Annotated in this window: 27 protein-coding genes and 1 riboswitch; of the genes, 7 read left to right on the top strand and 20 right to left on the bottom strand. The window is 67.5% G+C overall.

The genetic code is table 11. From position 1 onward, the window contains the following. Positions 1–20: 20 nt before the first annotated feature. Positions 21–785: a class I SAM-dependent methyltransferase gene (locus ACPYOD_RS08105; RefSeq protein WP_481301229.1), complete on the top strand. Its 765-nt coding sequence runs from the start codon at positions 21–23 to the stop codon at positions 783–785. A gap of 80 nt (positions 786–865) precedes the next feature. After that, positions 866–2,149, top strand: a complete 1,284-nt coding sequence (locus ACPYOD_RS08100; protein WP_481301228.1) for a polyhydroxyalkanoate depolymerase — start codon at positions 866–868, stop codon at positions 2,147–2,149. A gap of 87 nt (positions 2,150–2,236) precedes the next feature. Here the strand turns inward: ACPYOD_RS08100 and ACPYOD_RS08095 are convergent, their stop codons facing one another. Together ACPYOD_RS08095 and ACPYOD_RS08090 are read right to left on the bottom strand one after the other, a co-directional pair. After that, complete coding sequence (locus ACPYOD_RS08095) at positions 2,237–3,340, bottom strand: SLC13 family permease (protein WP_481301227.1); 1,104 nt, start codon at positions 3,338–3,340, stop codon at positions 2,237–2,239. 63 nt (positions 3,341–3,403) lie between these two features. After that, a complete protein-coding gene (locus ACPYOD_RS08090; RefSeq protein WP_481301226.1) occupies positions 3,404–4,180 on the bottom strand; it encodes a DUF4097 family beta strand repeat-containing protein in 777 nt (258 codons plus the stop codon). Positions 4,181–4,345: 165 nt separating this feature from the next. On the opposite strand from ACPYOD_RS08090, the gene ACPYOD_RS08085 reads away from it, so the two are divergent. Beyond that, complete coding sequence (locus ACPYOD_RS08085) at positions 4,346–4,864, top strand: hypothetical protein (protein WP_481301225.1); 519 nt, start codon at positions 4,346–4,348, stop codon at positions 4,862–4,864. 123 nt (positions 4,865–4,987) lie between these two features. Here ACPYOD_RS08085 and mazG read toward each other — a convergent pair whose 3' ends face one another. The 5 genes from mazG to gspN are packed head-to-tail and all read right to left on the bottom strand — an operon-like array spanning position 4,988 to position 8,706. Beyond that, positions 4,988–5,779, bottom strand: a complete 792-nt coding sequence (gene mazG, locus ACPYOD_RS08080; RefSeq protein ID WP_481301224.1) for a nucleoside triphosphate pyrophosphohydrolase — start codon at positions 5,777–5,779, stop codon at positions 4,988–4,990. Further along, positions 5,776–6,594 (bottom strand): 3'(2'),5'-bisphosphate nucleotidase CysQ, encoded by an 819-nt coding sequence (gene cysQ, locus ACPYOD_RS08075; protein WP_481301223.1) that lies wholly within the window; start codon positions 6,592–6,594, stop codon positions 5,776–5,778. Before cysQ ends, mazG begins: the two co-directional genes overlap by 4 nt. After that, positions 6,591–7,148 (bottom strand): ADP compounds hydrolase NudE, encoded by a 558-nt coding sequence (nudE, locus tag ACPYOD_RS08070; protein WP_481301222.1) that lies wholly within the window; start codon positions 7,146–7,148, stop codon positions 6,591–6,593. The genes cysQ and nudE overlap by 4 nt, the downstream gene beginning before the upstream one ends. Then, entirely contained in the window at positions 7,145–7,936 is a 792-nt protein-coding gene (locus ACPYOD_RS08065) for an inositol monophosphatase family protein (protein WP_481301221.1), read from the bottom strand. The genes nudE and ACPYOD_RS08065 overlap by 4 nt, the downstream gene beginning before the upstream one ends. Continuing rightward, on the bottom strand, positions 7,933–8,706 hold the full coding sequence (gene gspN / locus ACPYOD_RS08060; RefSeq protein WP_481301220.1) for a type II secretion system protein N: 774 nt from the start codon (positions 8,704–8,706) through the stop codon (positions 7,933–7,935). Before gspN ends, ACPYOD_RS08065 begins: the two co-directional genes overlap by 4 nt. A gap of 43 nt (positions 8,707–8,749) precedes the next feature. On the opposite strand from gspN, the gene ACPYOD_RS08055 reads away from it, so the two are divergent. Further along, positions 8,750–10,120, top strand: coding sequence for an adenosylmethionine--8-amino-7-oxononanoate transaminase (locus ACPYOD_RS08055; RefSeq protein WP_481301219.1), 1,371 nt, complete (start codon positions 8,750–8,752; stop codon positions 10,118–10,120). Here the strand turns inward: ACPYOD_RS08055 and ACPYOD_RS08050 are convergent. Beyond that, positions 10,117–10,743, bottom strand: coding sequence for a DsbA family protein (locus ACPYOD_RS08050; RefSeq protein ID WP_481301218.1), 627 nt, complete (start codon positions 10,741–10,743; stop codon positions 10,117–10,119). The genes ACPYOD_RS08055 and ACPYOD_RS08050 overlap by 4 nt on opposite strands. Before the next feature lie 85 nt (positions 10,744–10,828). Between ACPYOD_RS08050 and ACPYOD_RS08045 the strand changes: the two genes are divergently transcribed. Then, a complete protein-coding gene (locus tag ACPYOD_RS08045; protein ID WP_481301217.1) occupies positions 10,829–11,563 on the top strand; it encodes a 16S rRNA (uracil(1498)-N(3))-methyltransferase in 735 nt (244 codons plus the stop codon). A gap of 98 nt (positions 11,564–11,661) precedes the next feature. On the opposite strand, the gene ACPYOD_RS08040 is transcribed toward ACPYOD_RS08045, so the two are convergent. From ACPYOD_RS08040 to glyA, 12 genes are all read right to left on the bottom strand, one after another. Further along, a complete protein-coding gene (locus ACPYOD_RS08040; protein ID WP_481301216.1) occupies positions 11,662–12,630 on the bottom strand; it encodes a potassium channel beta subunit family protein in 969 nt (322 codons plus the stop codon). Positions 12,631–12,635: 5 nt separating this feature from the next. Then, positions 12,636–13,139 carry a phosphatidylglycerophosphatase A family protein gene (locus ACPYOD_RS08035; RefSeq protein ID WP_481301215.1) on the bottom strand — a complete coding sequence of 168 codons (504 nt, stop codon included), beginning with the start codon at positions 13,137–13,139 and terminating at the stop codon, positions 12,636–12,638. Beyond that, positions 13,136–14,089, bottom strand: a complete 954-nt coding sequence (gene thiL, locus ACPYOD_RS08030; protein WP_481301214.1) for a thiamine-phosphate kinase — start codon at positions 14,087–14,089, stop codon at positions 13,136–13,138. Before thiL ends, ACPYOD_RS08035 begins: the two co-directional genes overlap by 4 nt. Before the next feature lie 49 nt (positions 14,090–14,138). Next, entirely contained in the window at positions 14,139–14,585 is a 447-nt protein-coding gene (nusB, locus tag ACPYOD_RS08025; RefSeq protein WP_481301213.1) for a transcription antitermination factor NusB, read from the bottom strand. Further along, the gene (gene ribH, locus ACPYOD_RS08020; RefSeq protein ID WP_481301212.1) at positions 14,582–15,049 is read right to left on the bottom strand and encodes a 6,7-dimethyl-8-ribityllumazine synthase; all 468 of its coding nucleotides are present in this window, start codon (positions 15,047–15,049) and stop codon (positions 14,582–14,584) included. Before ribH ends, nusB begins: the two co-directional genes overlap by 4 nt. Before the next feature lie 46 nt (positions 15,050–15,095). Continuing rightward, entirely contained in the window at positions 15,096–16,028 is a 933-nt protein-coding gene (ldcA, locus tag ACPYOD_RS08015) for a muramoyltetrapeptide carboxypeptidase (RefSeq protein ID WP_481301211.1), read from the bottom strand. Positions 16,029–16,071: 43 nt separating this feature from the next. Then, positions 16,072–17,163 (bottom strand): bifunctional 3,4-dihydroxy-2-butanone-4-phosphate synthase/GTP cyclohydrolase II, encoded by a 1,092-nt coding sequence (gene ribBA, locus ACPYOD_RS08010; protein ID WP_481301210.1) that lies wholly within the window; start codon positions 17,161–17,163, stop codon positions 16,072–16,074. A gap of 14 nt (positions 17,164–17,177) precedes the next feature. Then, on the bottom strand, positions 17,178–17,819 hold the full coding sequence (locus ACPYOD_RS08005; protein ID WP_481301209.1) for a riboflavin synthase: 642 nt from the start codon (positions 17,817–17,819) through the stop codon (positions 17,178–17,180). Between the two features lie 121 nt (positions 17,820–17,940). Next, positions 17,941–18,090, bottom strand: a riboswitch (FMN riboswitch). A gap of 109 nt (positions 18,091–18,199) precedes the next feature. Beyond that, positions 18,200–19,204 carry a Gfo/Idh/MocA family protein gene (locus ACPYOD_RS08000; RefSeq protein ID WP_481301208.1) on the bottom strand — a complete coding sequence of 335 codons (1,005 nt, stop codon included), beginning with the start codon at positions 19,202–19,204 and terminating at the stop codon, positions 18,200–18,202. Further along, complete coding sequence (ribD, locus tag ACPYOD_RS07995; RefSeq protein ID WP_481301253.1) at positions 19,201–20,292, bottom strand: bifunctional diaminohydroxyphosphoribosylaminopyrimidine deaminase/5-amino-6-(5-phosphoribosylamino)uracil reductase RibD; 1,092 nt, start codon at positions 20,290–20,292, stop codon at positions 19,201–19,203. Before ribD ends, ACPYOD_RS08000 begins: the two co-directional genes overlap by 4 nt. Before the next feature lie 38 nt (positions 20,293–20,330). Continuing rightward, positions 20,331–20,846, bottom strand: coding sequence for a transcriptional regulator NrdR (nrdR, locus tag ACPYOD_RS07990; RefSeq protein ID WP_481301207.1), 516 nt, complete (start codon positions 20,844–20,846; stop codon positions 20,331–20,333). Positions 20,847–20,857: 11 nt separating this feature from the next. Then, the gene (gene glyA, locus ACPYOD_RS07985; protein ID WP_481301206.1) at positions 20,858–22,114 is read right to left on the bottom strand and encodes a serine hydroxymethyltransferase; all 1,257 of its coding nucleotides are present in this window, start codon (positions 22,112–22,114) and stop codon (positions 20,858–20,860) included. 311 nt (positions 22,115–22,425) lie between these two features. Here glyA and ACPYOD_RS07980 point away from each other — a divergent pair, with 311 nt between their 5' ends. Together ACPYOD_RS07980 and ettA are read left to right on the top strand one after the other, a co-directional pair. Continuing rightward, a complete protein-coding gene (locus ACPYOD_RS07980; protein WP_481301205.1) occupies positions 22,426–23,322 on the top strand; it encodes a hypothetical protein in 897 nt (298 codons plus the stop codon). A gap of 115 nt (positions 23,323–23,437) precedes the next feature. Next, positions 23,438–25,096, top strand: a complete 1,659-nt coding sequence (gene ettA, locus ACPYOD_RS07975; protein ID WP_481301204.1) for an energy-dependent translational throttle protein EttA — start codon at positions 23,438–23,440, stop codon at positions 25,094–25,096. The last annotated feature ends 90 nt before the right edge of the window (positions 25,097–25,186 follow it).

Raw genomic sequence — 25,186 nt, 5'->3', positions numbered from 1 at the left:
CCACACTCCCGAGGTATCGCATGACCATCGCATCGTTCACCTCGGGCCCTTCGGCGCCACGGACCGACGCCGACCTGATCGGAAGCAACAAGCGCTTCTACGACGCGTTGTGGTCGGAAGCGAAGCTTTTCTCGCCAGAACGCTTCAACACCTGGCCGCTCGTGTCCGAACTGGCGGCGCAGACGACGCGCCGGCTGGAAGTGGCCCCCGGCCTGCGCCCGCGGTTGCCGCTGGCGGACACCCAGTTCGTGGACCTGAGCCGCCCGGCGCTTGCCGAACTCGGCCGGCACGGGGCCCGCGTAGCGAACGCGATGATCGGAGCGCTTCCGTTCCGCGACGCCAGCTTCGACTTCGTATGCGCCTTCGACATCCTCGAACACGTGGTGGACGACGAAGGTGCCCTGGGCGAACTGGCACGCGTGGCCGAGCCGGGCGCCCGCCTGCTGCTCTCGGTGCCCCTGCACCCCGACGCCTGGACCCCCTTCGACGACTTCGTGGGGCACTACCGCCGGTACGAGCCGGAAGCGATCCGCAACCTGCTCTCCCGGCACGGCTTCGCCATCGAACGCAGTGCCGTCTACGGGATGCAGCCGAAGTCGTCGAAGCTGCTCGACCTGGGCCAGTACTTCCTTACCCACCACAGGGCGCGCGCCATGTGGTGGTACAACCGGGTGTTCATGCCGCTGGGCGTGCGTTTCCAGAAGCCGCTGGCCTTCACGGCCGGCTTCGCGCCGGCACCCGGGGTGGACGAAGTCCTGCTGGTCTGCCGCAAAGCCGGTCTTTAAATCGAGCAAAAACAGGGGCTTTACACATGGCGCGGCGCAACTGGTTATGATGCGCCACCTCCCGTCCCGGATGCAGCTGCATGCTCTACCTCATGCACGAATGGCAACGCTCGATGCTCAGCCCGCTTTCCTATTGGGCCGAGGCGGGAGCGAAGATGTTCGGCGACATCGCCAGCCCCTTCGCCCGTGTACCGGGCGCCGACCGCGCGGCGGCAGGCTGCGAACTGATGTACCGCCTCGGCAAGGCCTACGAGAAGCCCGAGTTCGACATCCATAGCGTGCATGCCCATGGGCATGACGTGGCGATCGTCGAGCAGGTGTCCATGGCCAAGCCGTTCTGCACGCTGAAGCGCTTCAAGCGTTTCTCCGACGACCAGGCCACCGTGGACCGCATGAAGCACGATCCCGCCGTGCTCGTGGTCGCGCCCCTCTCCGGGCATCACTCCACCCTGCTCCGCGACACCGTGCGCACGCTGCTGCGCGACCACAAGGTGTACATCACCGACTGGGTCGACGCGCGCATGATCCCGCTGTCGGAGGGCTCCTTTTCGCTGGCGGACTACGTCTCCTACATCGAGGAATTCATCCGTCACGTGGGCGTGCACCGTGCGCATGTGGTGTCCGTGTGCCAGCCCACCGTGCCCGTACTGGCGGCGGTATCGCTCATGGCGGCACGCGGCGAAGCCACGCCGGCTACGCTCACGCTGATGGGCGGGCCCATCGACACGCGCAAGAGCCCGACCAGCGTCGACAACCTCGCCACCACGCGGCCGCTGTCGTGGTTCCGCAACCAGCTGATCCACAAGGTGCCTTACCAGTATCCGGGCGCCGGCCGCGACGTGTATCCCGGGTTCCTGCAGCACGCCGGATTCATCGCCATGAATCCCAGCCGCCATGTCATGTCGCATTGGGACTTCTACGAGAACCTGCGCAAGGGCGACCTCGACGACGCCGAGGCGCACCGCAAGTTCTACGACGAATACAACGCCGTGCTCGACATGCCGGCCGAGTATTACCTCGACACCATCGAAACGGTGTTCCAGGAGCAACGCCTGCCTAAGGGCACATGGGAGGTGCATGGGGAACTGGTACGTCCGGCGAAGATCAAGGACACCGCCCTGCTCACCATCGAGGGCGAACTCGACGACATCTCGGGCCTCGGCCAGACCGAAGCCGCGCACGGCTTGTGCAAGGGCATCGCGAAGAAGCGCCGCAAGCACATCACGGTGGAAGGCGCCGGCCATTACGGCATCTTCAGCGGCCGCCGCTGGCGTGACGTCGTCTACCCCCAGGTGCGCGACTTCATCCAGGCATTCGACCGCGGCAACAGCAACACGGGCGCTCAAGGCACGCGAAAAGCCTGATAGATGTGTGGGAGCCGGCTATGCCGGCGATCCCGCGGCAGCGGGCTGGCTGCGAGCACCCATCGCCGCTGAAGCGGCTCCCACAGTTCAGAGCAGCAGCCAGCCCAACAGGCCGGCCGCCAGGAAGAACGGCACGGACCACAGGTGGAACGTGCCCCATGCCTTGCGCTCGCCCAGCAAGCGCAGCGCAATGAGGTTCGCCAGCGAACCCAGTACGAAGCCGAACCCGCCCACGTTCACGCCATAGGCGATGGTCCGCCAGTCGTGCGAGTACTCCGCCAGCAGGATGGCCGCGGGCACGTTGCTCACCGCCTGCGAAGCCAGCGCGCCGGTGGCGTAGAGATGCGACGGCTCGTTCAGGCCCAGCCCGGCGATGAAGCCCTTCACCGTTCCCGTGCCCGCCAGCAACCGCAGGTCGACGAACATCAGCACGAAGGTGAGCAACAGCCCCCAGTCGATGCTCGCCACCACGCGGCGGCGGAGCACCAGGAAGATGACGGTGACACCGAGAAGCCCCCATGCCGCATGGCCCAGGTCGGCGGCAAGGATGAAGGGCGCGTAGAGCACCGCGGCCACGACGAGCATCGTGCGGTCCACACGCTCGTCGGCACGCTCGTGCACTTCCAGGGAATCCGAAGGGAAAGCGAGCGCGGTGAGAACGAGCAGCATTGCCAGCGCCGTGCCGGCCAGCGGCAACATGGCCCACACGAAGCCGCCGAAACCGTTGTTCCACTGCTGCCAGAGGAACAGGTTCTGCGGATTGCCGATGGGTGTGAGCATCGAGCCGGCGTTCACCGCAAGCGCCTCGAATACCACGAGACGCGTGGCTGGCATGCGCGCGATGCGGCACATGCGCAAGGTCAGCGGCACCACCACGAACAATGCCACGTCGTTGGTCAGCAGCATGGACAGCACTGCCGCCGACGCCACGAGGCCGAGCGCCGCCAAGCGGCGCGTCGCCGTGCGGTCGATGAGCCAGCGTCCCGCGACATCGAGGGCGCCGCTGGATTCCACCGCCTTGGTGAGTAGGAGCAAGCCGGCCAACGCCGCGATGGTCGGCCAGTCGACCAGCCCCGGCCACTGCGGCAAGCGGGACGGCATGGCGATCGCGAAGGCGATCGCCACCACCAGCAACACGAGGAAGAGAATGTCGCGACGCAACTGGCGCAGCGAGTCGGGTAACCACGTCATCAAGGAGATCCCGCAGGCGAAGGCGGGATCATACCGTCACGCGTGGCCCCCGTTCGCGAAGGATCAATCCTTGTCGCGCGGGATGTCCACCTTGCCACTGACGCCGTGCTGGTTGATGTCGCCGCTGCCGACCGAGCGCACCGTCAGGTCGCCGCGCACGTCGTTCACGTCGAGGTCGCCAGAGCCGATGGTGCCGACCTGCACGTTGCCCTGGGTGCCTTCGATCTTCGCGTCGCCCGAACCGATGGTGCCGATGCGCACCCTGGCCGCGCGCTTCGAGCTGAAATCGCCGGAGCCGATGGAGTCGATGTCCACCTCGCCGGTGTCTTCGAGCTTCAGGTCGCCCGAACCCACCGTGCCGCGCACGGCACCCTTGATGCCGTGCGCTTCCAGGTCGCCCGAGCCCACCTCGGTGTCGAGCGAGGCCAGGTTGCGCGCCTTGGCGTCGCCGGAACCGACGTTGAGCTTCACGGGAATGTCGGCGGGAATCGTGGCTTCGACCTTCAGGTCGCTGTAATGGTTGCCCCAGCCGCCGAACCAGCCATGCTCGCGCTTGTCCTTCAGCTCAACGACGAGGGTGTCGCCGTCACGTGCCTGGGTGACCACGAGGTTGTCCACGGTTTCCTGGTCGGAGGCGCACGCCTTGCCGCGCACCGTGCCCTTGCCCGCGGCGGCGCCGCCGGAAACGAGCAGGTCGTAGGAATTGGTGACGAAACGGATGTCGCGCACGCCCTTGAGGTCGAGGTCGAGGTTGCGGTCCGCGTGGAACTTGCACTGGGCATCGTCGGCCATGGCCGCGGCGGGCAGCAGGAGCAGCGAAGCGAGGAGCAATTTGCGCATGGGATTTCCCTTCGTTTGACAGCGGTGACCCGCCATGGATGCGGGCCGGGGCCAAAAGGTTGCAGCGGCGTCTTCACGCGAAGCTGACCGCACGGCAACGGGCCCGTCAACCGCCGCCGGGGCAGCACGTTTTTCCCCGTGCAACACCCACCCGGAGACCACCCTATGCAACGCAAGACCCTCCTCGCCAGTGCCGCTTCCCTCCTCCTTGCCGGCTCGGCCGCCTTCGCGTTCGCGCAGGATGCCTCGCCCAAGGCTCCCGCTGCCCCGACAGACCAAGCCCAGTCCAGCCAGGCCCGCGACCATCGGGGCATGAAGTGGAACCGCGGCGACCGCGACCAGGGCCACGGCGAGCACGGCGGCTGGGGCCACGGCCGTGGCGGCATGCGCAATGCCGGCGTCATCGGCGACCTGCGCGCCCTCGAGCGCCTGTACGTGATGAATGGCCGCGCGAAGGAACTGCCGGCGCTGTACAACGAAGTGCTGGCGAAGTCGCAGAACCCGATGGTTCGCGATTACGCGTACCGCCACCTCGCGCGTGCGCAGATGCAGCCGCAGAACGTGGACGCCGCCATCGCCACCATGCGCAAGAGCCTCGACGAGAGCCTCGCGCAGGACCAGAAGCGTCATGAGGAAATGCAGGCGTTCAAGCAGCGGATGCAGGACCGCGCCGCGGCGAAATAAGGCCCCGCCTTTCGCCGCTGAAGCGGCTCCCACACAAGACCTGCGCAGGCCATGTAGGAGCCGCTTCAGCGGCGATGGCTATCGCGCAGGCCCTGTGGGAGCCGCTTCAGCGGCGATGGCGATTCAGGTTCCCTCGCGCTTCACGCGGGTCCAGAGCGCTTCCTGCTCTTCCAGCGAATACGAAGACAACTCCCGCCCTTCCGACGCCGCGATGGCCTCCATCGCCCGGAAGCGCCGCTCGAATTTCGCGTTCGCCCCGCGCAGCGCACGCGACACGTCCACCTTCGCATGCCGCGCCAGGTTAGCCGCGACGAAGAGCACGTCGCCGATCTCGTCGGCCAGGCGTTCCTCGTCGGCTCCGTGCTCGAACTCGTGCCGCACTTCCTCGAGTTCTTCCGCCAGCTTGTCCAGCACCGGCCGATGATCCGGCCAGTCGAACCCCACGTTCGCCGCACGCTTCTGGAGCTTCACCGCACGCTGCCATTCCGGCAGCCCGCGCGAGATGCCAGCGAGCGCGCTGCCGTCCGCCGAACCCCTCGCCGCACGCTCGTCGGCCTTCAGGCGATCCCAGTCGCGCGATCGTTCCGCGTCGGTCGCATGCGTCACGTCCGCGAACACATGCGGATGCCGGCGCAGCATCTTGTCGCAGATCGAGGCCACCACGTCGCCGAACGCGAACTGCCCGGCCTCTTCGGCCATGCGCGCGTGGAAGACCACCTGCAGCAACAGATCGCCCAGCTCGTCGCGAAGGTCGTGCATGTCGCCGCGATCGATGGCATCGGCGACCTCGTAGGCTTCCTCGATCGTGTACGGCGCGATGGTGACGAAGGTCTGCCGCACGTCCCACGGGCATCCGTTCTCCGGATCGCGCAGCCGCGCCATGATCGCGATGAGTTCCTCCACCTGGCGCGTCATGCACCTTCCTCGGGATCGACCAGCCGCGCGGCCCAGTCGATGTTCGGGTCGCCGCAGGCGATGAATTCGGGATTGATGAGCGAGTCGCGCGTGTTGTAACGGAACGGGCGGCCCGCCAGATCGAGCACGGCGCCCCCGGCTTCTTCCAGCACGCATTGCGCCGCGGCCGTGTCCCATTCGGAGGTGGCACCCAGGCGGAGATAGATGTCGGCGTCGCCGCGCGCGATGACACAGAATTTCAGGGACGAGCCGAGGGCGAACGTTTCATGCTCGCCTAGTCGGTCCAGCAAGGCCGCCGTACGCCCCGTGCCGTGCGAGCGGCTGCCCGTGACCATCAGCAAGCCGTCGGCCCGTCGCGTGACGAGCCGTTCGCGCGCCGCGTCCGGCGTACGCTGCCGCCATGCGCCCGTCCCTGCCGCCGCGGCGTAAAGGTCGCCCGTGACGGGCGCGAGCACCACGCCAAGTACGCTGCGATGGTCTTCGACCAGGGAAATGTTCACCGTGAACTCGCCGTTGCGCTTCACGAACTCGCGCGTGCCGTCCAGCGGGTCGACCAGCCAGTACCGCCGCCAGGTGCGCCGTTCGGACCAGGGCGCCGCGGCGGCTTCCTCGGAGATCATGGGAATGGCCGGCGCAAGCGCGTGCAGGCCTTCCTGGATGACGCGCTGGGCGGCCAGGTCAGCGGCGGTGACCGGCGAATCGTCGTCCTTGCAGACCACGTCGAAATCCTTGGCGTAGATCGCCAGGATGGCATCAGCCGCGCGCCGCGCAACGGCGCAGACCGGGTCGAGCCAGTGCACGGGCGAGGGCGTCACGCCGGATGGTAACGGCCGGCGAGGTACTCGCGGGCCATGAAGAGCGCCGCGATGGAACGGCCCTCGGTGACGTCGTCGCGGGCCAGCAGCTCATGCAGCTTGTCCATGCGCCAGGGCACCACTTCCAGTTCCTCGGGTTCGTCGCCCTGGAGGCGTTCCGGATAAAGGTCCTCCGCCAGCACCACGTGCGCGAGGTGGGTCATGTACGACGGCGACAGCGAGAGCGTGCCGAGGATCTTCAGCTTGCGTGCGCCGTATCCCACCTCTTCCTTGAGCTCGCGGTTCGCGCCCTGCTCTGCGGTTTCGTCGCTGTCCAGCCGGCCCTTGGGCACGCCCAGTTCGTAGCGGTCGACGCCCACGCCGTATTCGCGCACGAGCAGCACGGTTTCCGGATCGCGCATCGCCACGATGAGCACGGCACCGAAGCCGCCGCCCTTCACGCGCTGGTAGGTGCGGCGTTCGCCGTTGGAGAATTCGAGGTCCACTTCCTCCACGTGGCGGAAGGGACTGTCGGACACTTCGCGTGTCGCGAGGATCGTGGGCCGTTTGTTCATCGCCCGATTGTAGCGCCAGGGGCCAGGCGGGCCAGCGCCTCGGCGTGAATGGCCGGCGTGCCGGCCAGCACGCTGCGCAAGTCCAGGCCGGGCGGGCGGCCCTCCAGGTCGGTGAACACACCGCCCGCCTCGCGCACGATGACTGCGAGCGCGGCCACGTCGAGGATGTTCACGTCCGACTCGATCACGAGGTCGATGCCGCCGCGCGCCAACAGGTGGTAATGGCAGAAGTCGCCATACCCGCGAATGCGGTTGCTGTCGCGGATCATGCCGCCCAGCGCATGCCAGCGTGCGTCCATCGTGAGGCTCTTCACGTTGCCCGTGGAAATCGACGCATCGCGCATCGCCACCGTGTCCGCCACACGCACGAGCTGGCCGTCGAGGAAGGCGCCGCGTCCGCGCACCGCCCACATGCGTTCGTCGTATACGGGTGCCGACGAAACGCCGAGCACCAGTTCGCCGCGATGCATGAGGGCGATCTGCGTGGAGAAGAACGGCGTGCCGCGCACGAAGCTCTTGGTGCCGTCCAGCGGATCCACGAGCCAGAGGTACTCGCGCGACGTGTCGTCGGCACCGTATTCCTCGCCGTAGATGCCCGCTTCCGGCAGCGCCTGCGCGAGGATGCCGCGGATGGCGAGCTCCGCCTCGCGGTCCGCCACGGTCACCGGCGTATCGTCACCTTTCACGATCACGTCCACGCCCGCGCGCCAGTAATGGAGGATGATCTCCGCCGCCGCGCCGGCCGCGTCGCGGGCGGCGCCCAGCGCCTTGTCGAGGATCTCGGTCATGGGCCTGTCCGGGGAGCGAGCCCCGCCTTGCGTTGCAGGTTGACGGAGCCGTCGCGGCCCACCGGGCCGAAACGTGCGATGAGATGGGAGACCGCGCTGTCGGGCACGCGTGGCTTGAGCATGCCGTCCATGCGCCAGCCGAGTGGCGACGCGGCCAGCACCGCGTTCACCGCGAGCGAGCCCTCGCCGTCGTCGCGCAACGTGGCGTGCAGCACGCCACCCGCGCTGGCGGCATCCATCGCGATGGTGCCAAGGCCGATGTAGCCCTCGGCCGTTCGCAACGCGGCCTTTTTCCAGGTCATGGCGGCTTCCAGCGTCATCGGCCAGTTGCCTTGCAATTCCGCGCGGGGAATGCGCCCCTCGACGACACCGGAGGGCACGAGGTCCGGGGGCGACATCATGCCGGCAATGGCGTCGGCGTCGAGGCGGAACGACACGCCGGTCAAGGTCATGCGATCGTCCCCGCTTTTTTCCACGTGGCCGTCGAACCGCCCGGCACGGCCGTCGAGGTGGACGTCGAGGTCCGTGCGGCCGAGGATCGCGTTCCTGCCGAGACGCCACGTGGCGGTGCCGAGTTCGCGCCCATCGGCCAGCGCCACGCGGGCGGCACGTCCGTCCCACAAGGTGCCCGACAGCCCGTCGAACACCAGGCCATGCGCGCGCCGGGCCAGCAGGGGCACGGCCACGGACGCCGGGAGGAACCAGTAGAACAGGCCCGCGGCGGCGACCAGCAGGGCCACGGCCAGGACGATCCAACGGAACCACTTCAAACCATCACCTCGTTCCTAAGGATGCTAGGGATATCATGGGCGGATGACCGATGCCCTTTTCGCCTCGACGGCAGTCGACACGCTGGTCGCCCGCGACCTCTCCGTCCTCTGGCACCCGTGCACGCAGATGCACGACCACGAGACCTTGCCCATGGTACCCGTCGTGCGCGGCGAAGGGGCATGGCTGGTAGGCGCCGACGGCAAGCGCTATCTCGACGCCGTCAGTTCCTGGTGGACCAACCTCTTCGGCCACGCGGAACCGCGCATCGGGGCGGCCCTGAAGGACCAGCTCGATACCCTCGAACATGTGATCTTCGCGGGATTCACGCACGCACCGGCGCTCGAACTGGCGGAGGAACTGGTCCGCATCACACCGCCAGGGCTCGAGCGCGCGTTCCTGGCCGACAATGGCTCCGCGGCCATCGAGGTCGCGCTGAAGATGAGCTTCCACTACTGGCTCAACCGTGGCCGCGGCGAGAAGACCCGCTTCATCGCCCTGACCGGCAGCTACCACGGGGAGACGCTGGGCGCGCTCTCCGTCAGCGACGTGGCGCTGTACCGCAAGACCTACGCGCCCCTGCTCCTCACGCCTGAACTGGCGCCGTCGCCCGACACGTACGAGGGCGAACCGGGCGAGTCGCCAAAGGACGTCGCGGCGCGCCGTCTCGGCGAGATGCGTGCGATCCTCGAACGGCACGCGCACGAAACCTGTGCCGTCATCGTCGAACCGTTGGTGCAATGCGCCGGCGGCATGCGCATGTACGACGCGTCGTACCTCACGGGCCTGCGCGCCCTGTGCGATGAATTCGACGTGCACCTCATCGCCGACGAAATCGCCGTGGGCTTCGGCCGCACCGGCACCTTGTTCGCCTGCGAGCAGGCGGGCATCTCGCCCGACTTCATGTGCCTTTCCAAAGGACTGACCGGCGGGTTCCTTCCGCTTTCGGCCGTGCTCACCACGCAGGACGTCTACGCCGCGTTCTACGCCGAGTACGCCTCCGGCAAGGCCTTCCTGCACTCGCACAGCTACACCGGCAATCCCCTCGCCTGCCGCGCCGCCACCGCCACGCTGAAGATCTTCCGCGACGACCCGGTACTCGAACGCAACCGCGCCCTGGCCGCGCACATGGCCGCCCGCATCGCGCCGCTGGTGGACCACCCACACGTCGCCGACGTGCGCCAGACGGGGATGATCGCCGCCATCGAACTGGTGGCCGACAAGGCCACCCGCACGCCCTTCCCCGCCGCCGACCGCCGCGGCCTGCGCGTGTACCGGCACGGCCTGGAGCACGGCGCGCTGCTGCGGCCGCTGGGCAACATCGTGTATTTCATGCCGCCCTACGTGGTGACGGAGGCGGAGATCGATTTCATGGTCGACACCGCAATGGCCGGCATCGCGAAGGCCGTGGCCTAGAAGCGCGAAATACCCACCGGCAGTTCACCCAGACGGGCCATCTCGCCCTCGGTGAACAGGCCAGGGTCTGCCAGGTAATCCATGGCGAATGCATGTGCGTCGGCGCCCCAGAACAACTCGTCACCGATAGCGAGTGTCGGTACGCCGAACACCTGCTGGCGCATCGCCTGCTCGAAATTGGCCTGCAATTCGGCTTTCACCGCCGGCGAGCCCAGCGCGGAGCGAAAGTCGGCGATGCCGAGCGAAGCGGCCAGCGGCTCGAGCGCATCCGGTGTGTCGGCGGTACGGCCGTGCGCCCAGATCCATTCGAAGATCGCGCCCACGGCGTCTACCGTCGTACCCGCGGCGATGCACAGCCGCAACGCGGGCAGCGGATTGAACGGATGCGCCGGCGGAAAGCGCAGAGGAATGCCTGCCTTGCGGGCGCGCCACTGCGCGTAGCGATAAGAGAATTCCCGCTTCCGCGGAATCTCGGCCGGCCCGCGGTGGTCCATCTGCTTCAAGAGGGCCCCGAACAGGATCGGGCGCAGCGAGACCTCGCGCTGCGCCGCCAGCTCGCGTACCGCCGGCCACTGCAACCACGAAAACATGGAGACGAAGTCGAAGTACCAGACGATCGGCATGCGCGAGGCTCCAGCGGTCGAGGGAAAGACGATAGCCGCCCCGGCCCCCGGCTACAATGCGACTTCCGTGACACGAGCCACATCCATGCGCACCATCCGCATCCACGTCGACTCCCCCCTCGCCAGCGGCACCGATGTCGTGCTGCCCGCCCAGGCCGGGGAACACGTGGCGCGCGTGCTGCGGCTCGAGGTCGGCGCACCGGTCGTCCTGTTCTCCGGTGAAGACGGCCTCGAATACGAAGCCACGCTCGTCGGCGTGGGCAAACGGGAAGTGGTGGCGTCCGTCGGCGCGGGCCGCGCGCCGGACAACGAATCCCCGCTGTCGCTGACGCTCGCCCAGGGCGTGGCGCGCGGCGAGAAGATGGACCTGATCGTGCAGAAAGCCACCGAACTGGGCATCGCACGCATCGTGCCGATCACCACGGAGCGGTCGGAAGTCAAACTGGACGCAGCACGCGCGGAAAAACGCCTCGCGCATTGGCGCGCGGTAGCCGCCAGCGCGTGCGAACAATCCGGACGGGCGCTCGTTCCCCGCATCGACCCGGCCGTTCCGCTCTCCGCATGGCTGGCCTCGCTGGGCGAAGGCGGCCCGATGCGCCTCGCGCTGTTGCCGGAAGGCACGAAACGCCCGGGCGAACTCGCGCTCCGCGACGCGGCCATCCTCGCCATCGGCCCCGAAGGCGGTTTCGGCGAACGCGACCGCGCGGCGCTCGCGGCCTCCGGATTCACGGGGTTGAAGCTGGGGCCGCGGATTCTTCGTACGGAAACCGCGGGCCTCGCCGCCATCGCGGCACTACAGGCGCTATACGGCGACGTGTAAAGCGACTTGGGATTCCCACACCTGTGGGAGCCGCTTCAGCGGCGATAGGCCCGCTGCCGCAGGATCGCCGGCATAGCCGGCTCCCACACAAAGCGGCGTCAGGTCAGTACCGCGGCGATGCGGTGCATCGTTTCGTCGTTCAACAGCGGCACCGCATCCAGTGCCTTCAGGTTTTCCTCCAACTGCGCGACCTTGCTCGCACCGAGGATCACCGTCGATACGTTCGGGTTCTTCAGGCACCAGGCCAGGGCCAGACGCGACATCGGAATGCCCAGGTCGGCGGCGATGGGGGAAAGTGCCCGCACCGTCTTCAGGCGTGCGCCATCGTTCTCGAACAAGGCATCGCGCAGCCATGCATTGCCGGGCTGCCCCAGGCGCGAATCGTCCGGCACGCCGTCGTTGTACTTGCCGGTGAGCAGGCCCGACGCGAGCGGCGACCAGATCGTCGTGCCCATGCCGTAACGCTCGTACAGCGCGGCGTATTCCCGTTCCACGCGCTCACGGTGCAGCAGGTTGTACTGCGGCTGTTCCATCGACGGCGCAACGAGGTTCCGCTCCCGCGCGACGCGATGCGCTTCCTCGATCGTTTCCGCGGGCCATTCGCTCGTGCCCCAGTACAGCACCTTGCCCTGGCGGACGAGCGTGTCCATCGCCAGCACCGTTTCTTCCACCGGTGTATCGGGGTCGGGCCGGTGGCAGAAGTACAGGTCGAGGTAGTCGACGCGCAGGCGTTCGAGTGCCTGGTGGCACGCATCGAAGACATGCTTGCGCGACAGTCCGCGCTGCGTGGGCCGCGGGTGTTCGGTGGCGCCGAAATACACCTTGCTGGACACGCAATAGGCGTCGCGCGGAAGGCGCAGGTCGGCGATCACGTCGCCCATCAGGCGTTCGGCTTCGCCGGCGTTGTACGTTTCGGCGTTGTCGAAGAAATTGATGCCGCGGTCGTACGCCAATGCGATGAGTTCGCGGGCGGCGGAGCGGTCCACCTGGCGGCCGAAGGTGACCCAGGCGCCGTAGGAAAGCGCGGAAACCTTGAGGCCGGTGGAACCGAGACGGCGATATTCCATGGGAATCACCCGAGTGACGCGTGGAGGATCAGGAAGAGCGCGACGGCGGCGACGATGCCTGCGATGACGTCGTCCAGCATCACGCCGAAGCCGCCTTTCACGCGACGGTCGAACCAGCCGATCGGCCATGGCTTCCACACGTCGAACAGGCGGAACAGCAGGAAGCCGCAGAGGACGGCCCACCACGGCGCGACCAAGGCCGGCAGCAAGGCGATCCACTGGCCGACGAATTCATCCCAGACGATGCTGCGGTGGTCGGCCACACCGAGGATGCGGCCGGACACCTCGCACGCCCACACGCCGATGGCGAAGGCCACGACCACGATGCCGAGCCACGCGGGCACGGACAGGTCGCGCAGCAACAACCAGGGGAGCAACGCCACCAGCGATCCGAAGGTGCCTTGCGCCTTGGGTGTCAGGCCGGAACCGAACCCGCACGCCAGCCAGCCGGCGGGCGACGCGAGCAGACGGCGGCGATCCGAGGGATCGAGGACGTATTTCGTGCTCATGCGGCGAAGTGGTTCCAGCCCGCCCGCGTGGGCTCGTGCACATGGCCGTGCTCGTCGAGCACGCGCACGCCCGCACCTTCGACGATGCGGCCGATGCGTGCGGCACCGCACCCGAGGCGTGAGAGCGTGGTGCCCACCTCGGCCGCGCGGTCCGCGGGCACGGTGAAACAGAGTTCGTAGTCGTCGCCGCCACCGAGGGCGAAGTCCAGCGCGTCGGCTTCAGCGAAGTGCGTGAGCAACGCGGACGAGCGCGGCAGCATGGCGGCCTCGATATCGGCGCCCACGCCGCTCGCGGCGCAGATGTGCCCCAGGTCGGCAACGAGGCCGTCGGAGACATCGATGCAGGCGGTGGCGATACCACGCAGCGCCTGGCCGGCGGAGACGCGCGGCGTAGGCCGGTTCAACCGCTCCACCAGCGCGCCATAAGGCGAGGGGTCCGGTTCGGCGAGGCAGCGAAGTCCCGCCGCGGCGTCGCCGAGCGTGCCGGTGACCATCACTATGTCGCCTACCCTGGCGCCGGAGCGCAGCAACGCCTCGCCCGGCGCAGAGAATCCGTGCACCACCACGGTCACGGTCAGCGGGCCGCGCGTGGTGTCGCCGCCGATCAATGCGAGGCGGTAGGGTGTGGCGAGTTCGGCGAAGCCGCGCGCCAACCCGTCGAAGAATGATTCGTCGCCGTCCGGCGTGGTGAGCGCAAGCAGCGCCCATGCCGGCGTGGCGCCCATGGCCGCGAGGTCGGAAAGATTGACGGCGAGCGCCTTCCAGCCGATATCGGCGGGGGCGGTACCCACCGGAAAATGCACGCCTTCCACGAGCGTATCGACGGCGATGGCGAGTTCGCGGCCAGCCGGTACGGCGACGACGGCGGCGTCGTCGCCGATGCCTTCGACGACGTCGTCACGGTTCGCTTCAGTGTGCCGGCGGATCCGTTCGATCAGATCGAATTCCATGCGTTTCCCTTCGGAAGAGAGAGCCATGGCCCAGGGAAGCGGGTTTTCCTCAGGATCGCTTTTCGGCCGTACGCCAATGTGTCGCGAGTTTGTCGAGAACGCCGTTCACATAGCTGTGCCCATGGTCGGCACCGAACCGCTTCGTGGCTTCCACGGCTTCGTTGATCACCACGCGGTAGGGAACGTCGGGGCGGTATTTCAGTTCGTACGCGCCCATGCGCAGGGCCGCGCGTTCGATGGGATCGATCTGCGCCACTTCGCGATCGACGAAGGGTTTGATGCCGTCGTCGAGTTCCTTCACGTGCTGCTCCACGCCACGCAGGATGTCCTCGAAATACTCGAGGTCGGCCACTTCCATGTCTTGCTCGTGACGGAACTGCTCGATGACGCTGGCCATCTTGCTACCGCCCACCTGCCACGCGTACAGCGCCTGGAGTGCGCGACGGCGCGCGCGCGAGCGCGCGGCCAGGTCGATGCCGTGCGGAGGTGTATTCATCGGTCGAGCTTCGTGTAGAGGTTGGCCATCTCGATGGCGACCATGGCGGCGTCGGCACCCTTGTTGCCGGCCTTGGTGCCCGAGCGCTCGATGGCCTGTTCGATGCTGTCGGTGGTGAGCACGCCGAAGCACACGGGCACGCCGGACGCATACGCGGCCTGGCCGAGGCCCTTGGCGGCTTCGCCGGCCACATAGTCGAAGTGCGGCGTGGAGCCGCGGATGACCGCGCCGAGGCCGATGACGGCGGCGTAGGCGCCGGAACCCGCGACCTTGTGGGCCACCTGCGGGATTTCCCACGCACCCGGCACCCGGATGAGGTCGATCGCGTCCGCGGCGACACCGTGGCGACGCAGCGTGTCGCGCGCGCCTTCCACCAGCGACTCGACGACGAACGCGTTGAAGCGGCTCGCGACGATGGCGAAGCGGCCCTTGGGAGTGGCGAAATCGCCTTCGATGATCTTCATGCTCGGAAAGTCCTGTGGCGGATCGGCCGCCGCGCGGCCGGACATTTTACGGGGTTTTCGGCCGTGGGTGGCCGCTGAAACGAAGGGTGGCGCGGCCGGACGCGACGTCGAGGCGGGCGGGCGCGCCGAAAGGCAGCGTGAACTTCGCCGGCCCGTGTCCGAACGGCAAGCCACGAACAACGGAGATACCCGCGGCCGTGGCGATGCGGTCCAGCGCCACGTCCAGGTCGTAGCCGTTGTCATAGGCCGCCGTGCGGTAGCCGCTGAAGTCGCCGACGAGGAGCGCCTTCTGGACGCCGAGGACGCCGGCATGGAGCAGGTGGTACAGCATGCGTTCCACGCGGTAGGGCGGCTCGGCGACGTCCTCGATAAAGAGCAGGCCGCCTTCGATACGAGGGAAATACTCGGAACCCACCAGGCTGGCGAGCATGGCCAGGTTGCCGCCCCAGAGCGGACCGTCGAGGGCAAGATCTGCCGGACCGTCCGCGCCCCAGCCGGCCTCGCCTTCCTCACTGGCCAACGTGCGCCAGAAGTGTTCCCAGGTGAGCGGGTCGAGTTCCGCGGCGCCGAAATCGGCGCCAAGCATCGGGCCGCCGTACGTCACGATGCCGGCCTTCGCGAGCAGGGCGCACTGCACTGCCGTGAAGTCGCTATGTCCCACCAGGGCCACCGGCGCCCCGCGCAGTCGTGCCCCCAGCCCCTCGTAGTCGAGCATGGGCAGGAGCGGATGCGCCCCGTATCCCCCACGCACCGCCAAGGCGATGTCGGGCAGTGGACGCGCCGGATCGGCCAGGGCATTGATGTCGGCCGCGCGCTGTTCGTCCGTGCCGGCGAAGCGCAACACGCGTCGGTCGAGCACGTCCTTGCCGTCCACGCGATGCCCCGCTTCCTCCAGCCGCGCGATGCCGCGCTGCATGGCTTCGGGAGCGTGCGGATAACCGGAGGGGGCGATCAGGCGGATGTCGTAGCGGGTGGACATGGACGGATTCGCGGGATTCTCGTGACTGGGCATCGGATACGGGCTAACCAGCCTGTTCGACCACTTCGAGACCGAAGCCCGCGATGCCGACGAACTTGCGTGGCGTACCCATCACGCGCAGGCGGGCGACGCCGAGATCGGCCAGGATCTGCGCGCCCAAACCGAGCTGGCGCCACTCCTGGTCATCCTTGGGCGCGGGCATGGGGACCGCGTCTCGTTTGAGCCGGGCCAGCAGCGCCTCGGGCGTGTCGCCGCCGGACAGCACGACGAGCACGCCGCGATCTTCCGCGTCGATACGGCGCAACGCGTCGGTCACGGTCTGTCCGAGGTCGTCGCGCCGCAGGTGCAGCACGTCGGAAAGCGTGTTGCGCACATGCACGCGTGTGAGCACCGGCTCGCCGTTGGCGACGTCGCCGCGCACCAGTGCGAAGTGCAGCCCCTGCCGGATCGCATCACGAAATGCCACGAGGCGATAGCGTCCGAACTCGGTATCGACGTCTTCCTCGTGCACGCGCTCGACGGTTTTCTCCGTCTCCAGGCGATAGCGGATCAAGTCGGCGATGGTGCCGATCTTCAGGCCGTGTTTCGCGGCGAATGTCTCTAGCTCGGGCCGGCGCGCCATCGAGCCGTCATCGTGCAGGATCTCGATCAGCACCGACGCGGGCTCCAGGCCGGCCAGCGCCGCGAGGTCGCAACCGGCCTCCGTGTGTCCCGCGCGGGTGAGCACACCGCCTGGCTGGGCCGTGAGCGGAAACACATGTCCGGGCATGGTGATGTCGCCCGGCCCGGCGTTCTTCGCCACGGCGACCTGGACGGTCCGTGCGCGGTCGTGTGCGGAGATGCCGGTGGTGACGCCCTCGGCGGCCTCGATGGACACGGTGAAGTTCGTGTGGAAGGGCGAATTGTTGTCGCTGACCATCGGCTTCAGCCCGAGCTGGCGCGTACGCTGCTCGGTGAGCGTGAGGCACAGCAGCCCGCGCGCCTCGCGAACCATGAAGTTGACGTCTTCCGGGCGCACCTTCTCGGCGGCCATGACGATGTCGCCTTCGTTCTCGCGGTCCTCGTCGTCGAGGATCACCACCATCCGCCCGTTGCGGAGGTCCTCGAGGATCTCGGGGATCGTATTGAATGCCATGTTCCCTTGTCCTCTCAGGCGAAACCGTGCTGCTTCAGGAACGCCTCGTCGAGGCGCGGGCCGTCGCCGCTGGCAAGAAGGCGTTCGACGTAGCGGGCCACGACGTCCACCTCGATGTTCACGGCGTCGCCGGGTCGGCGCGCCGAGAATGCCGTGTGTTCCACCGTATGCGGGATAAGGTTCACTCCGAAGCGATGGCCGTTGACCTCGTTCACCGTGAGGCTGGTGCCGTCGATGCAGACCGAACCCTTGTGGGCGATGTAACGCGACAGATCGGCCGGCACTTCAAAGGTCCAGCGCAGCGAGCGGCCGTCGGGCACGACGGAAACCACTTTTCCGGTGCCGTCGACATGGCCGGAGACGAGGTGACCGCCGAGGCGGTCGGCGAGACGGAGCGCCTTCTCGAGGTTCACCGGGTCGCCGGGCTTGTGCTTGCCGAGCGTGGTATGGGAAAGCGTTTCGTTGGAGACGTCGGCGGCGAAGCTGGCGGCGTCGAAGGCGATCACGGTGAGGCAGACACCGGAGACGGCGATGCTGTCGCCCAGGGCGACGTCGGCCATGTCGAGGCCGGAGGTGTCGACGGTGAGGCGGACGTCGCCGCCACGGGGTTCGAGCCGTGCGATACGGCCGACCGACTGGATGATGCCGGTGAACATGTCAGTGGCCTCCCTGGCCCGGTGCCGTCCGGAATGTGTTTTTCATGGTCGTTTCCCGCAATGGTGAGCGAAAAACGCCCCAAGGCATGGCATCTCCGCGCCCACTGCGGGAGCGAACGAGTGCCGTCTTCTTTCATCCGGACTGTGACCGTCGGCTCCGGCATCTGACCGGATCTGCTGACCTCCCGGCGTGGCCGGGAGCGCTCGCGGGCTCGTTCCCTCGCGGGAACCCACCGCCGGTGGGGAGTTTCGCCCCGCCCTGAAGACGCTGTGGAAGGCCGGCTCCGAGGAAACCGGTATGCCGAGAATACCATGTGGGAGCCGCTTCAGCGGCGATTGGGGGCTCGCGGCAAGGTTGCCCGCTGCCGCGGATCGCCGGCTTAGCCGGCTCCCACAGGGGAGGCGTCGAGCACCTGGTCCATCACCCAGCTCGTGCGGGCACCGGTGCGTGCGGTGGAGGGGCAGGTGCCCCTGCCCGTCAGCTCGGCCACGATCGTTTCGATGAGGGGTTGCTGGATATGTTCCGGATTGGCGATGTGGATGTCTTCGCGGCGATCGCCGGCTTCCAGGACGATGGGCCCGTCGCCGAAGGTGGCGAATACCAGGCGCCCACGGTCGCCGACGATTTCCACGCGATCCTCGCGCCGGTCCGCGCCGAAGTTCCACAGGCCGGTGCCGAGCACGCCGCTTTCGAAACGGAAGGCCGTCGCCACGGTGTCCTCGGCCGGGTACGCACCCATCTGGTTCGTAGTCATGCCCCGCGCGTCGGCGATGGGCCCGAGGAGGAAATCCAGGATGTCGAGCGTGTGGCAGCCGATGTCGACGAAGATGCCGCCGCCGGAGATGTCGGGACGCACGGTCCAGGGAAGGTGCGCGGGATCCCGGTAGCGATCCTCCAGCGGGTGGTGCAGGAGCACGTTCACGATGCGCGGCGCGCCGATCGCGCCGTCGCCCAGCAGCGTTGCGATGGTGCGGAAGCGCGGCAGCATGCGCCGGTAGTACGCCACGAACACCGGCACGCCCGCGGCCTCACCCGCGGCGACGATGTCGCGGCACTCGTCGTGATCGAGCGCCATGGGCTTCTCGACGTAGACGGGCTTGCCGGCGGCGATGGCCATCAGCGCGTATTCGCGATGGCTGGCAGGCGGCGTGGCGACGTAGACCGCGTCCACTTCAGGGTCGGCGACAAGGGCGGCGGCATCGTCATACCAGCGTGGCACACCGTGGCGCCGTGCGTAGTCGCGGGCTTTCTCGCCATCACGGCGCATCACCGCGACGAGAGAGGAATGCTCGACCTTCGCAAACGCGGGGCCGCTCTTCACTTCGGTGACGGCACCGCAGCCGATGATGCCCCAGCGAACATGGGCAAGCGGCTTTGCAGTCACTGATCCCCCGCCTTGTTGGCTGGGACCGAGGCGGGGCGCAATTGCAGGCGGGTGTCGTCGCCGACCTGGCGACGGTCGACGGTGTGGAGCTTCCAGCGCGAGGCCATGTCGTCCAGCGGCGGGAGGTGCAGCATGGGCCGCGCGCTATCGCCGAGGAGGACCGGCGCGATGTAGACGAGCAGTTCGTCGACGAGGCCGGCCGCGAGCAGGGCCCCGCACAGCGCCGGACCGGCTTCGACATGCACTTCGTTCACGTCGTGCTGCGCCAGCCAGTGCAGTGCGGCGTGCAAGTCGATGCCGCCGTTGTCGTCGCGGCGGATGGCCGCCCGCGGCACGTCGGCGAGATGCGCGGGCACCTGCGCATCCGGCGCGTGCAGCAACACGGTGGGCGCGGCCGGATCGAGCACGTTCGCACCGGCGGGAGTACGCAACGAGGTATCGACGATCGCGCGCAGCGGCGGCACGAAGCGTTCATCGCCGGGCAGGCGTACGGTCAGGTGCGGGTCGTCGGCGAGGACGGTGCCGCTGGCGGAGAGGATCGCCGATGCGCGTGCGCGCCAGCGCTGCACGTCGGCCCGCGCGGCGTCGCCGGTAATCCACTTCGACGACCCGTCGGCCAGCGCGGTACGGCCGTCCAGGCTCATGGCGAGCTTCGCGCGCACCCATGGCCGTCCGCGCTGGATGCGGCTGAAGAATCCGATATTGATCTCGTGCGCGGCATCGCGCAGCAAACCCACCTGCACGCCGATGCCGGCGGCACGCAGCTTTTCGATGCCGGCGCCGGAGACCTTGTCGAAAGGGTCTTCGTGCGCGATCACCACGCGCCCTACCCCGGCGGCGATCAACGCATCCGCGCACGGTGGCGTGCGGCCGAAATGGGCGCACGGCTCCAGCGTGACATAGGCGGTGGCGCCGCGCGCCGATTCGCCGGCCTCGCGCAATGCGAACACTTCGGCATGCGGTTCGCCGGCACGCTGGTGCCAGCCGGTACCGAGCACCGTCTCGCCGCGCGCGATGACGCAACCCACGCGAGGGTTCGGTTGCGTGGTGTAGAGGCCCTTTTCCGCAAGGCGCAACGCGTGCGCCATGTGGACATGGTCCATGGCCGGGAAGAACGGCCGCGACATCAGGGCTTGCGGCCCCGCCTTGCCGCGTCGAGCAAGGGCAGTTGCAGGCCTTCCAGCGACGGCAGGTCGCGTTCCAGCTTTTCGATCTCCTCGCGGAACGCATGCACGTCCTCGAAGCGACGATACACGGACGCGAAGCGCACGTAGGCCACCTGGTCGAGCTTCTTCAGCTCACGCATCACCAGTTCGCCCACCTGACGCGACGGCACCTCGCGCTCGCCACTGCGGCGCAGGTCGTTGATCACGGCGCGGACCGCCGTGTCCACGGCGTCGCTGGCCACCGGGCGCTTCTGCAGCGCGCGTTCGAAACTCACGCGCAGCTTGTGCTCGTCGAACGGCTCCCGACGGTCGCCGGACTTCACGATCGACGGGAGCTTGAGTTCCGCTGTTTCGAAGGTATTGAAGCGTTCGCCGCACTGCGGGCATTCGCGACGGCGGCGCACCGTGCTCCCGTCTTCAGTGAGACGGGAGTCGATGACACGCGTGTCTTCATGCTGGCAGAACGGACAATGCATCTAGTGTCGGCTCAACCGTACACCGGGAACCGGGCGCACTGCGCCGTGACCTTCTCGCGCACCGCGGCGAGCACGGTTTCGTCGGCCGGCGCGTCGAGCACGTCGCAGATCCACTGCGTGAGCTCCACCGTTTCCTTTTCCGTGTAACCGCGGGTGGTGATGGCCGGAGTGCCGACACGCAGGCCCGAGGTGACGAACGGCGAGCGCGGATCGTTCGGCACGGCGTTCTTGTTCACCGTGATGTGCGCCTTGCCGAGCGCGGCTTCCGCGTCCTTGCCCGTGACTTCGCGACCGATCAGGTCGATCAGCATGAGGTGGTTCTCGGTACCGCCGGAGACGATCTTGTAGCCGCGCTCGATGAAGGTCTTCGCCATGGCCTTGGCGTTCTTCACCACCTGCTTCTGGTAATCGGTGAACGACGGCTCCAGCGCTTCCTTGAAGGCCACGGCCTTCGCCGCGATGACATGCATCAGCGGGCCGCCCTGGATGCCGGGGAACACGATGGACTGCAGCTTCTTCTCGAGTTCCTCGCCCAGGCCCTTGGCGACGATGATGCCGCCACGGGGACCGCGCAGGGTCTTGTGCGTGGTGGACGTGACGACATGGGCATGATCGATGGGGCTGGGATACACGCCCGCGGCGACGAGGCCGGCGACATGGGCCATGTCCACGAACAGGTACGCGCCCACCTTGTCGGCGATGGCGCGGAAGCGCGCCCAGTCGAGCACCTGAGAATAGGCCGAGAATCCGGCCACGATCATCTTCGGCTTGTGTTCCAGCGCGAGTTTCTCGATCTCGTCGTAGCTGACGAGGCCGGTGTCCGGATCGATGCCGTACTGCACGGCGTTGAAGATCTTGCCCGAGAGGTTCACCTTCGCGCCGTGGGTCAGGTGGCCGCCGTGCGCCAGGCTCATGCCGAGGATGGTGTCGCCCGGCTGTAGCAGCGCGAAGTACACGGCCTGGTTCGCCTGCGAGCCGGAATGCGGCTGTACGTTGGCGTAGTCGGCGCCGAACAGCTTCTTGAGGCGCGAGATGGCCAGCTTCTCGGCCACGTCCACGTATTCGCAACCGCCGTAGTAGCGCTTGCCCGGATAGCCTTCCGCGTACTTGTTGGTCAGCGTGGAGCCCTGGGCCTCCATGACGCGCGGGCTGGCGTAGTTCTCCGAGGCGATCAGCTCGACGTGATCTTCCTGGCGGCGGGACTCGTCGGCGATGGCCTTGGCGAGTTCGTCGTCGTAGCCGGCGATCGTTGCATCCTTCGGGAACATCTCGACCTCGTGGAGAGCGTGGGGGAAGACGGAAAGTGTAGCGCCCATCGGGGTTTGCAGCCACTCGCGCTCCCTGTCAGCAGGAAAGCGGCGCGCCGGGCGGCCCACCAACGATATCTCCCGGCTTACGTGCCGCCAGGCCCACGACCTACAGAGCCGTCCATTGCCACACGGTAGCGTCGGCACGGGCTGCCCCCGCCCCAACACGAAAGGATTCCCCCTTGACTCTGTCCCGTTCGACCCTCGCCCTCGTCCTGGCGCTCGGCCTGTCTTCCTTCGCTACGCCTCCGGTCCATGCGTCCGATGCGCGTTTGCAGGCTTTCGACGCCCAGGCGGCCGCCGGCCTGCCCCGCGAATTCGCCCTCGCCACCCCCGCTGGGTGGCAACAACACATCACCCTGCTCGAAAAGCTGCAGAGCGAGGTGGAGGTGGACGGGCAACAGGCGGCCATTTTCCTTGCCAGGATCAACGGCCGCCCCGGCACCATCGTGCGCCTTGGCTCGTCCCTCGACATCGCGTTCGACGACGAGGAAGACCTTCCGATGCCCGGGGCCGGCCTTATCGACCGTGAATACGCGCCCCTCCCTCGAGAAATGGTCCGCGGCGCGGGAAGCCTGTTCCATGCCGCCGACACGGCGAGCCCAAAAGAGCTCAACGTATGGGTATTCCTCCACGAAACGTCGAACATATCCGACCCCGCAAAATTCCTGAACCGCTATGTCGACTGGTGGCTCAAGGACATGGAGACGACCGTCAAGCCGGGCGTCCCCGTGCGGGTTTCGCTCCGAACCAAGGCTCCGGGCATCACCGACATGGACTACCACAGCGGAGACAGCGGTAGGCGTATTCAAGACGTCGCCATGCGGGCACCGGCTTATGTGATATCGCAGGGAGGGCAGCCGGGGCCACTCACCAAATTCGTGCTCATCGTCGATGAGCCCGCTGCGAACTGGGAAAAAGGCACGGTCGGCGGCGCCCTCGCAAAGGACGGGGCCGCCATCGCCAGCACCCGGGCTCATCATCACATTTTTGCCCACGAGGTCGGCCACCTCCTCGGCGCCACCCACGAAGAGGCCGAGCGCCGGATCCTGTATGGCTGCATCACGAACATGAAGGACAGCATCTGGGGGTGGACCCCGTGCAGGTACTACTCCAAGGCCAACGACGAGAACATCCGGCAATACGTCCGGGCCCGCAGCGGCCGCTGAGGCGAGGGTTCCCGAGGGAGGGCGGGCCGGAAGATGCCCGAAGGCGAAAACGCTATAATCGGTTGTTTGCTGACCGGCGCAACGGCGCCGTCGCGCCCCCTCCCACGGAGCTTCCATGCAATACATTTACACCATGAACGGGGTGAGCAAGATCGTCCCCCCGAAGCGCCAGATCATCAAGGACATTTCGCTGTCGTTCTTCCCCGGCGCCAAGATCGGCCTGCTCGGCGTCAACGGCGCGGGCAAGTCCACGGTGCTGCGGATCATGGCCGGCGTCGACAAGGACTTTCAAGGCGAAGCCCGCGCCAATCCCGGCACCAAAATCGGCTATCTCGCGCAGGAGCCGGATCTCGATCCGGAGAAGACCGTCCGCGAAGCCGTCGAGGAAGGCGTGTCGGAAGTCCTCGACGCCCAGAAGCGCCTGGACGAGGTCTACGCGGCCTACGCCGAGGAAGGCGCCGATTTCGACGCCCTGGCGAAGGAGCAGGAGCGCCTCGAGGGCATCCTCGCGGCTAACGACGCCCACGCCCTGGAACGCCAGCTGGAAGTGGCGGCCGACGCGCTGCGCCTGCCGCCCTGGGACGCCAAGATCGGTCCGCTGTCGGGTGGCGAGAAGCGCCGCGTGGCGCTGTGCCGCCTGCTGCTGTCCAAGCCCGACATGCTCCTCCTCGACGAGCCCACCAACCATCTCGACGCCGAATCGGTCGACTGGCTGGAAACCTTCCTGCACGACTACCCGGGCACCGTGGTGGCGGTCACCCATGACCGCTACTTCCTCGACAACGCCGCCGAGTGGATCCTCGAACTCGACCGCGGCCGCGGCATCCCCTGGAAGGGCAACTACACCGAGTGGCTGGTGCAGAAGGACGAGCGCCTGAAGCAGGAAGCCCAGCAGGAGAAGTCGCGCCAGAAGGCCATCCAGAAGGAACTGGAATGGGTGCGCTCCGCGGCGAAGGGCCGCCAGTCGAAGGGCAAGGCGCGTCTCAACCGGTTCGAGGAACTCAACTCGGTCGAGTACCAGCGTCGTAACGAAACGAACGAGATCTTCATTCCGCCGGGCGAGCGCCTGGGCCAGGAAGTGATCGAGCTCAAGAACGTCACAAAGTCGTTCGGCGACCGCGTGCTGATCGAAGACCTCTCGTTCAAGATCCCGCCCGGTGCCATCGTCGGCGTGATCGGCCCGAACGGCGCCGGCAAGTCCACGCTCATGAAGATGATCATGGGCAAGGAAACCCCGGACAGCGGCGAGGTGAAGCTCGGCCACACGGTCAAGCTCGCGTACGTCGACCAGTCGCGCGACGCGCTCGATCCGAAGAACAACGTCTGGCAGGAAGTGTCGGGCGGGTCGGACATCCTCACCATCGGCAACTTCGAGATCCAGTCGCGTGCCTATATCGGCCGCTTCAACTTCAAGGGCACCGACCAGCAGAAGATCGTGGGCCAGCTGTCCGGCGGTGAGCGTGGCCGCCTGCACATGGCGAAAACCCTGCTGCAGGGCGGTAACGTGCTGCTGCTCGACGAACCGTCGAACGACCTCGACGTCGAAACGCTGCGCGCGCTCGAAGACGCGCTGCTGGAATTCCCCGGCTGCGCGGTGGTCATCTCGCATGACCGCTGGTTCCTCGACCGCATCGCCACGCACATCATCGCGTTCGAAGGCGATTCGCACGTCGAGTTCTTCCCCGGCAACTACAACGAGTACGAAGCCGACAAGAAGCGCCGCCTGGGCGACGAAGCCGGCCCGAAGCGCGTGAAGTACAAGAAGCTGGTCTAAGAAACCGGCAACCAGCGGGAACGCGCTCTTGTGGGAGCCGCTTCAGCGGCGATGAGTGCTCGCGGCAGCCTTGCCCGCTGCCGCGGGATC

This window comes from Luteibacter sp. HAY1-4A (genome assembly GCF_056755355.1).
Note: the sequence above shows the minus strand (reverse complement) of the source record. Positions and strands in the feature narration are given on the sequence as shown.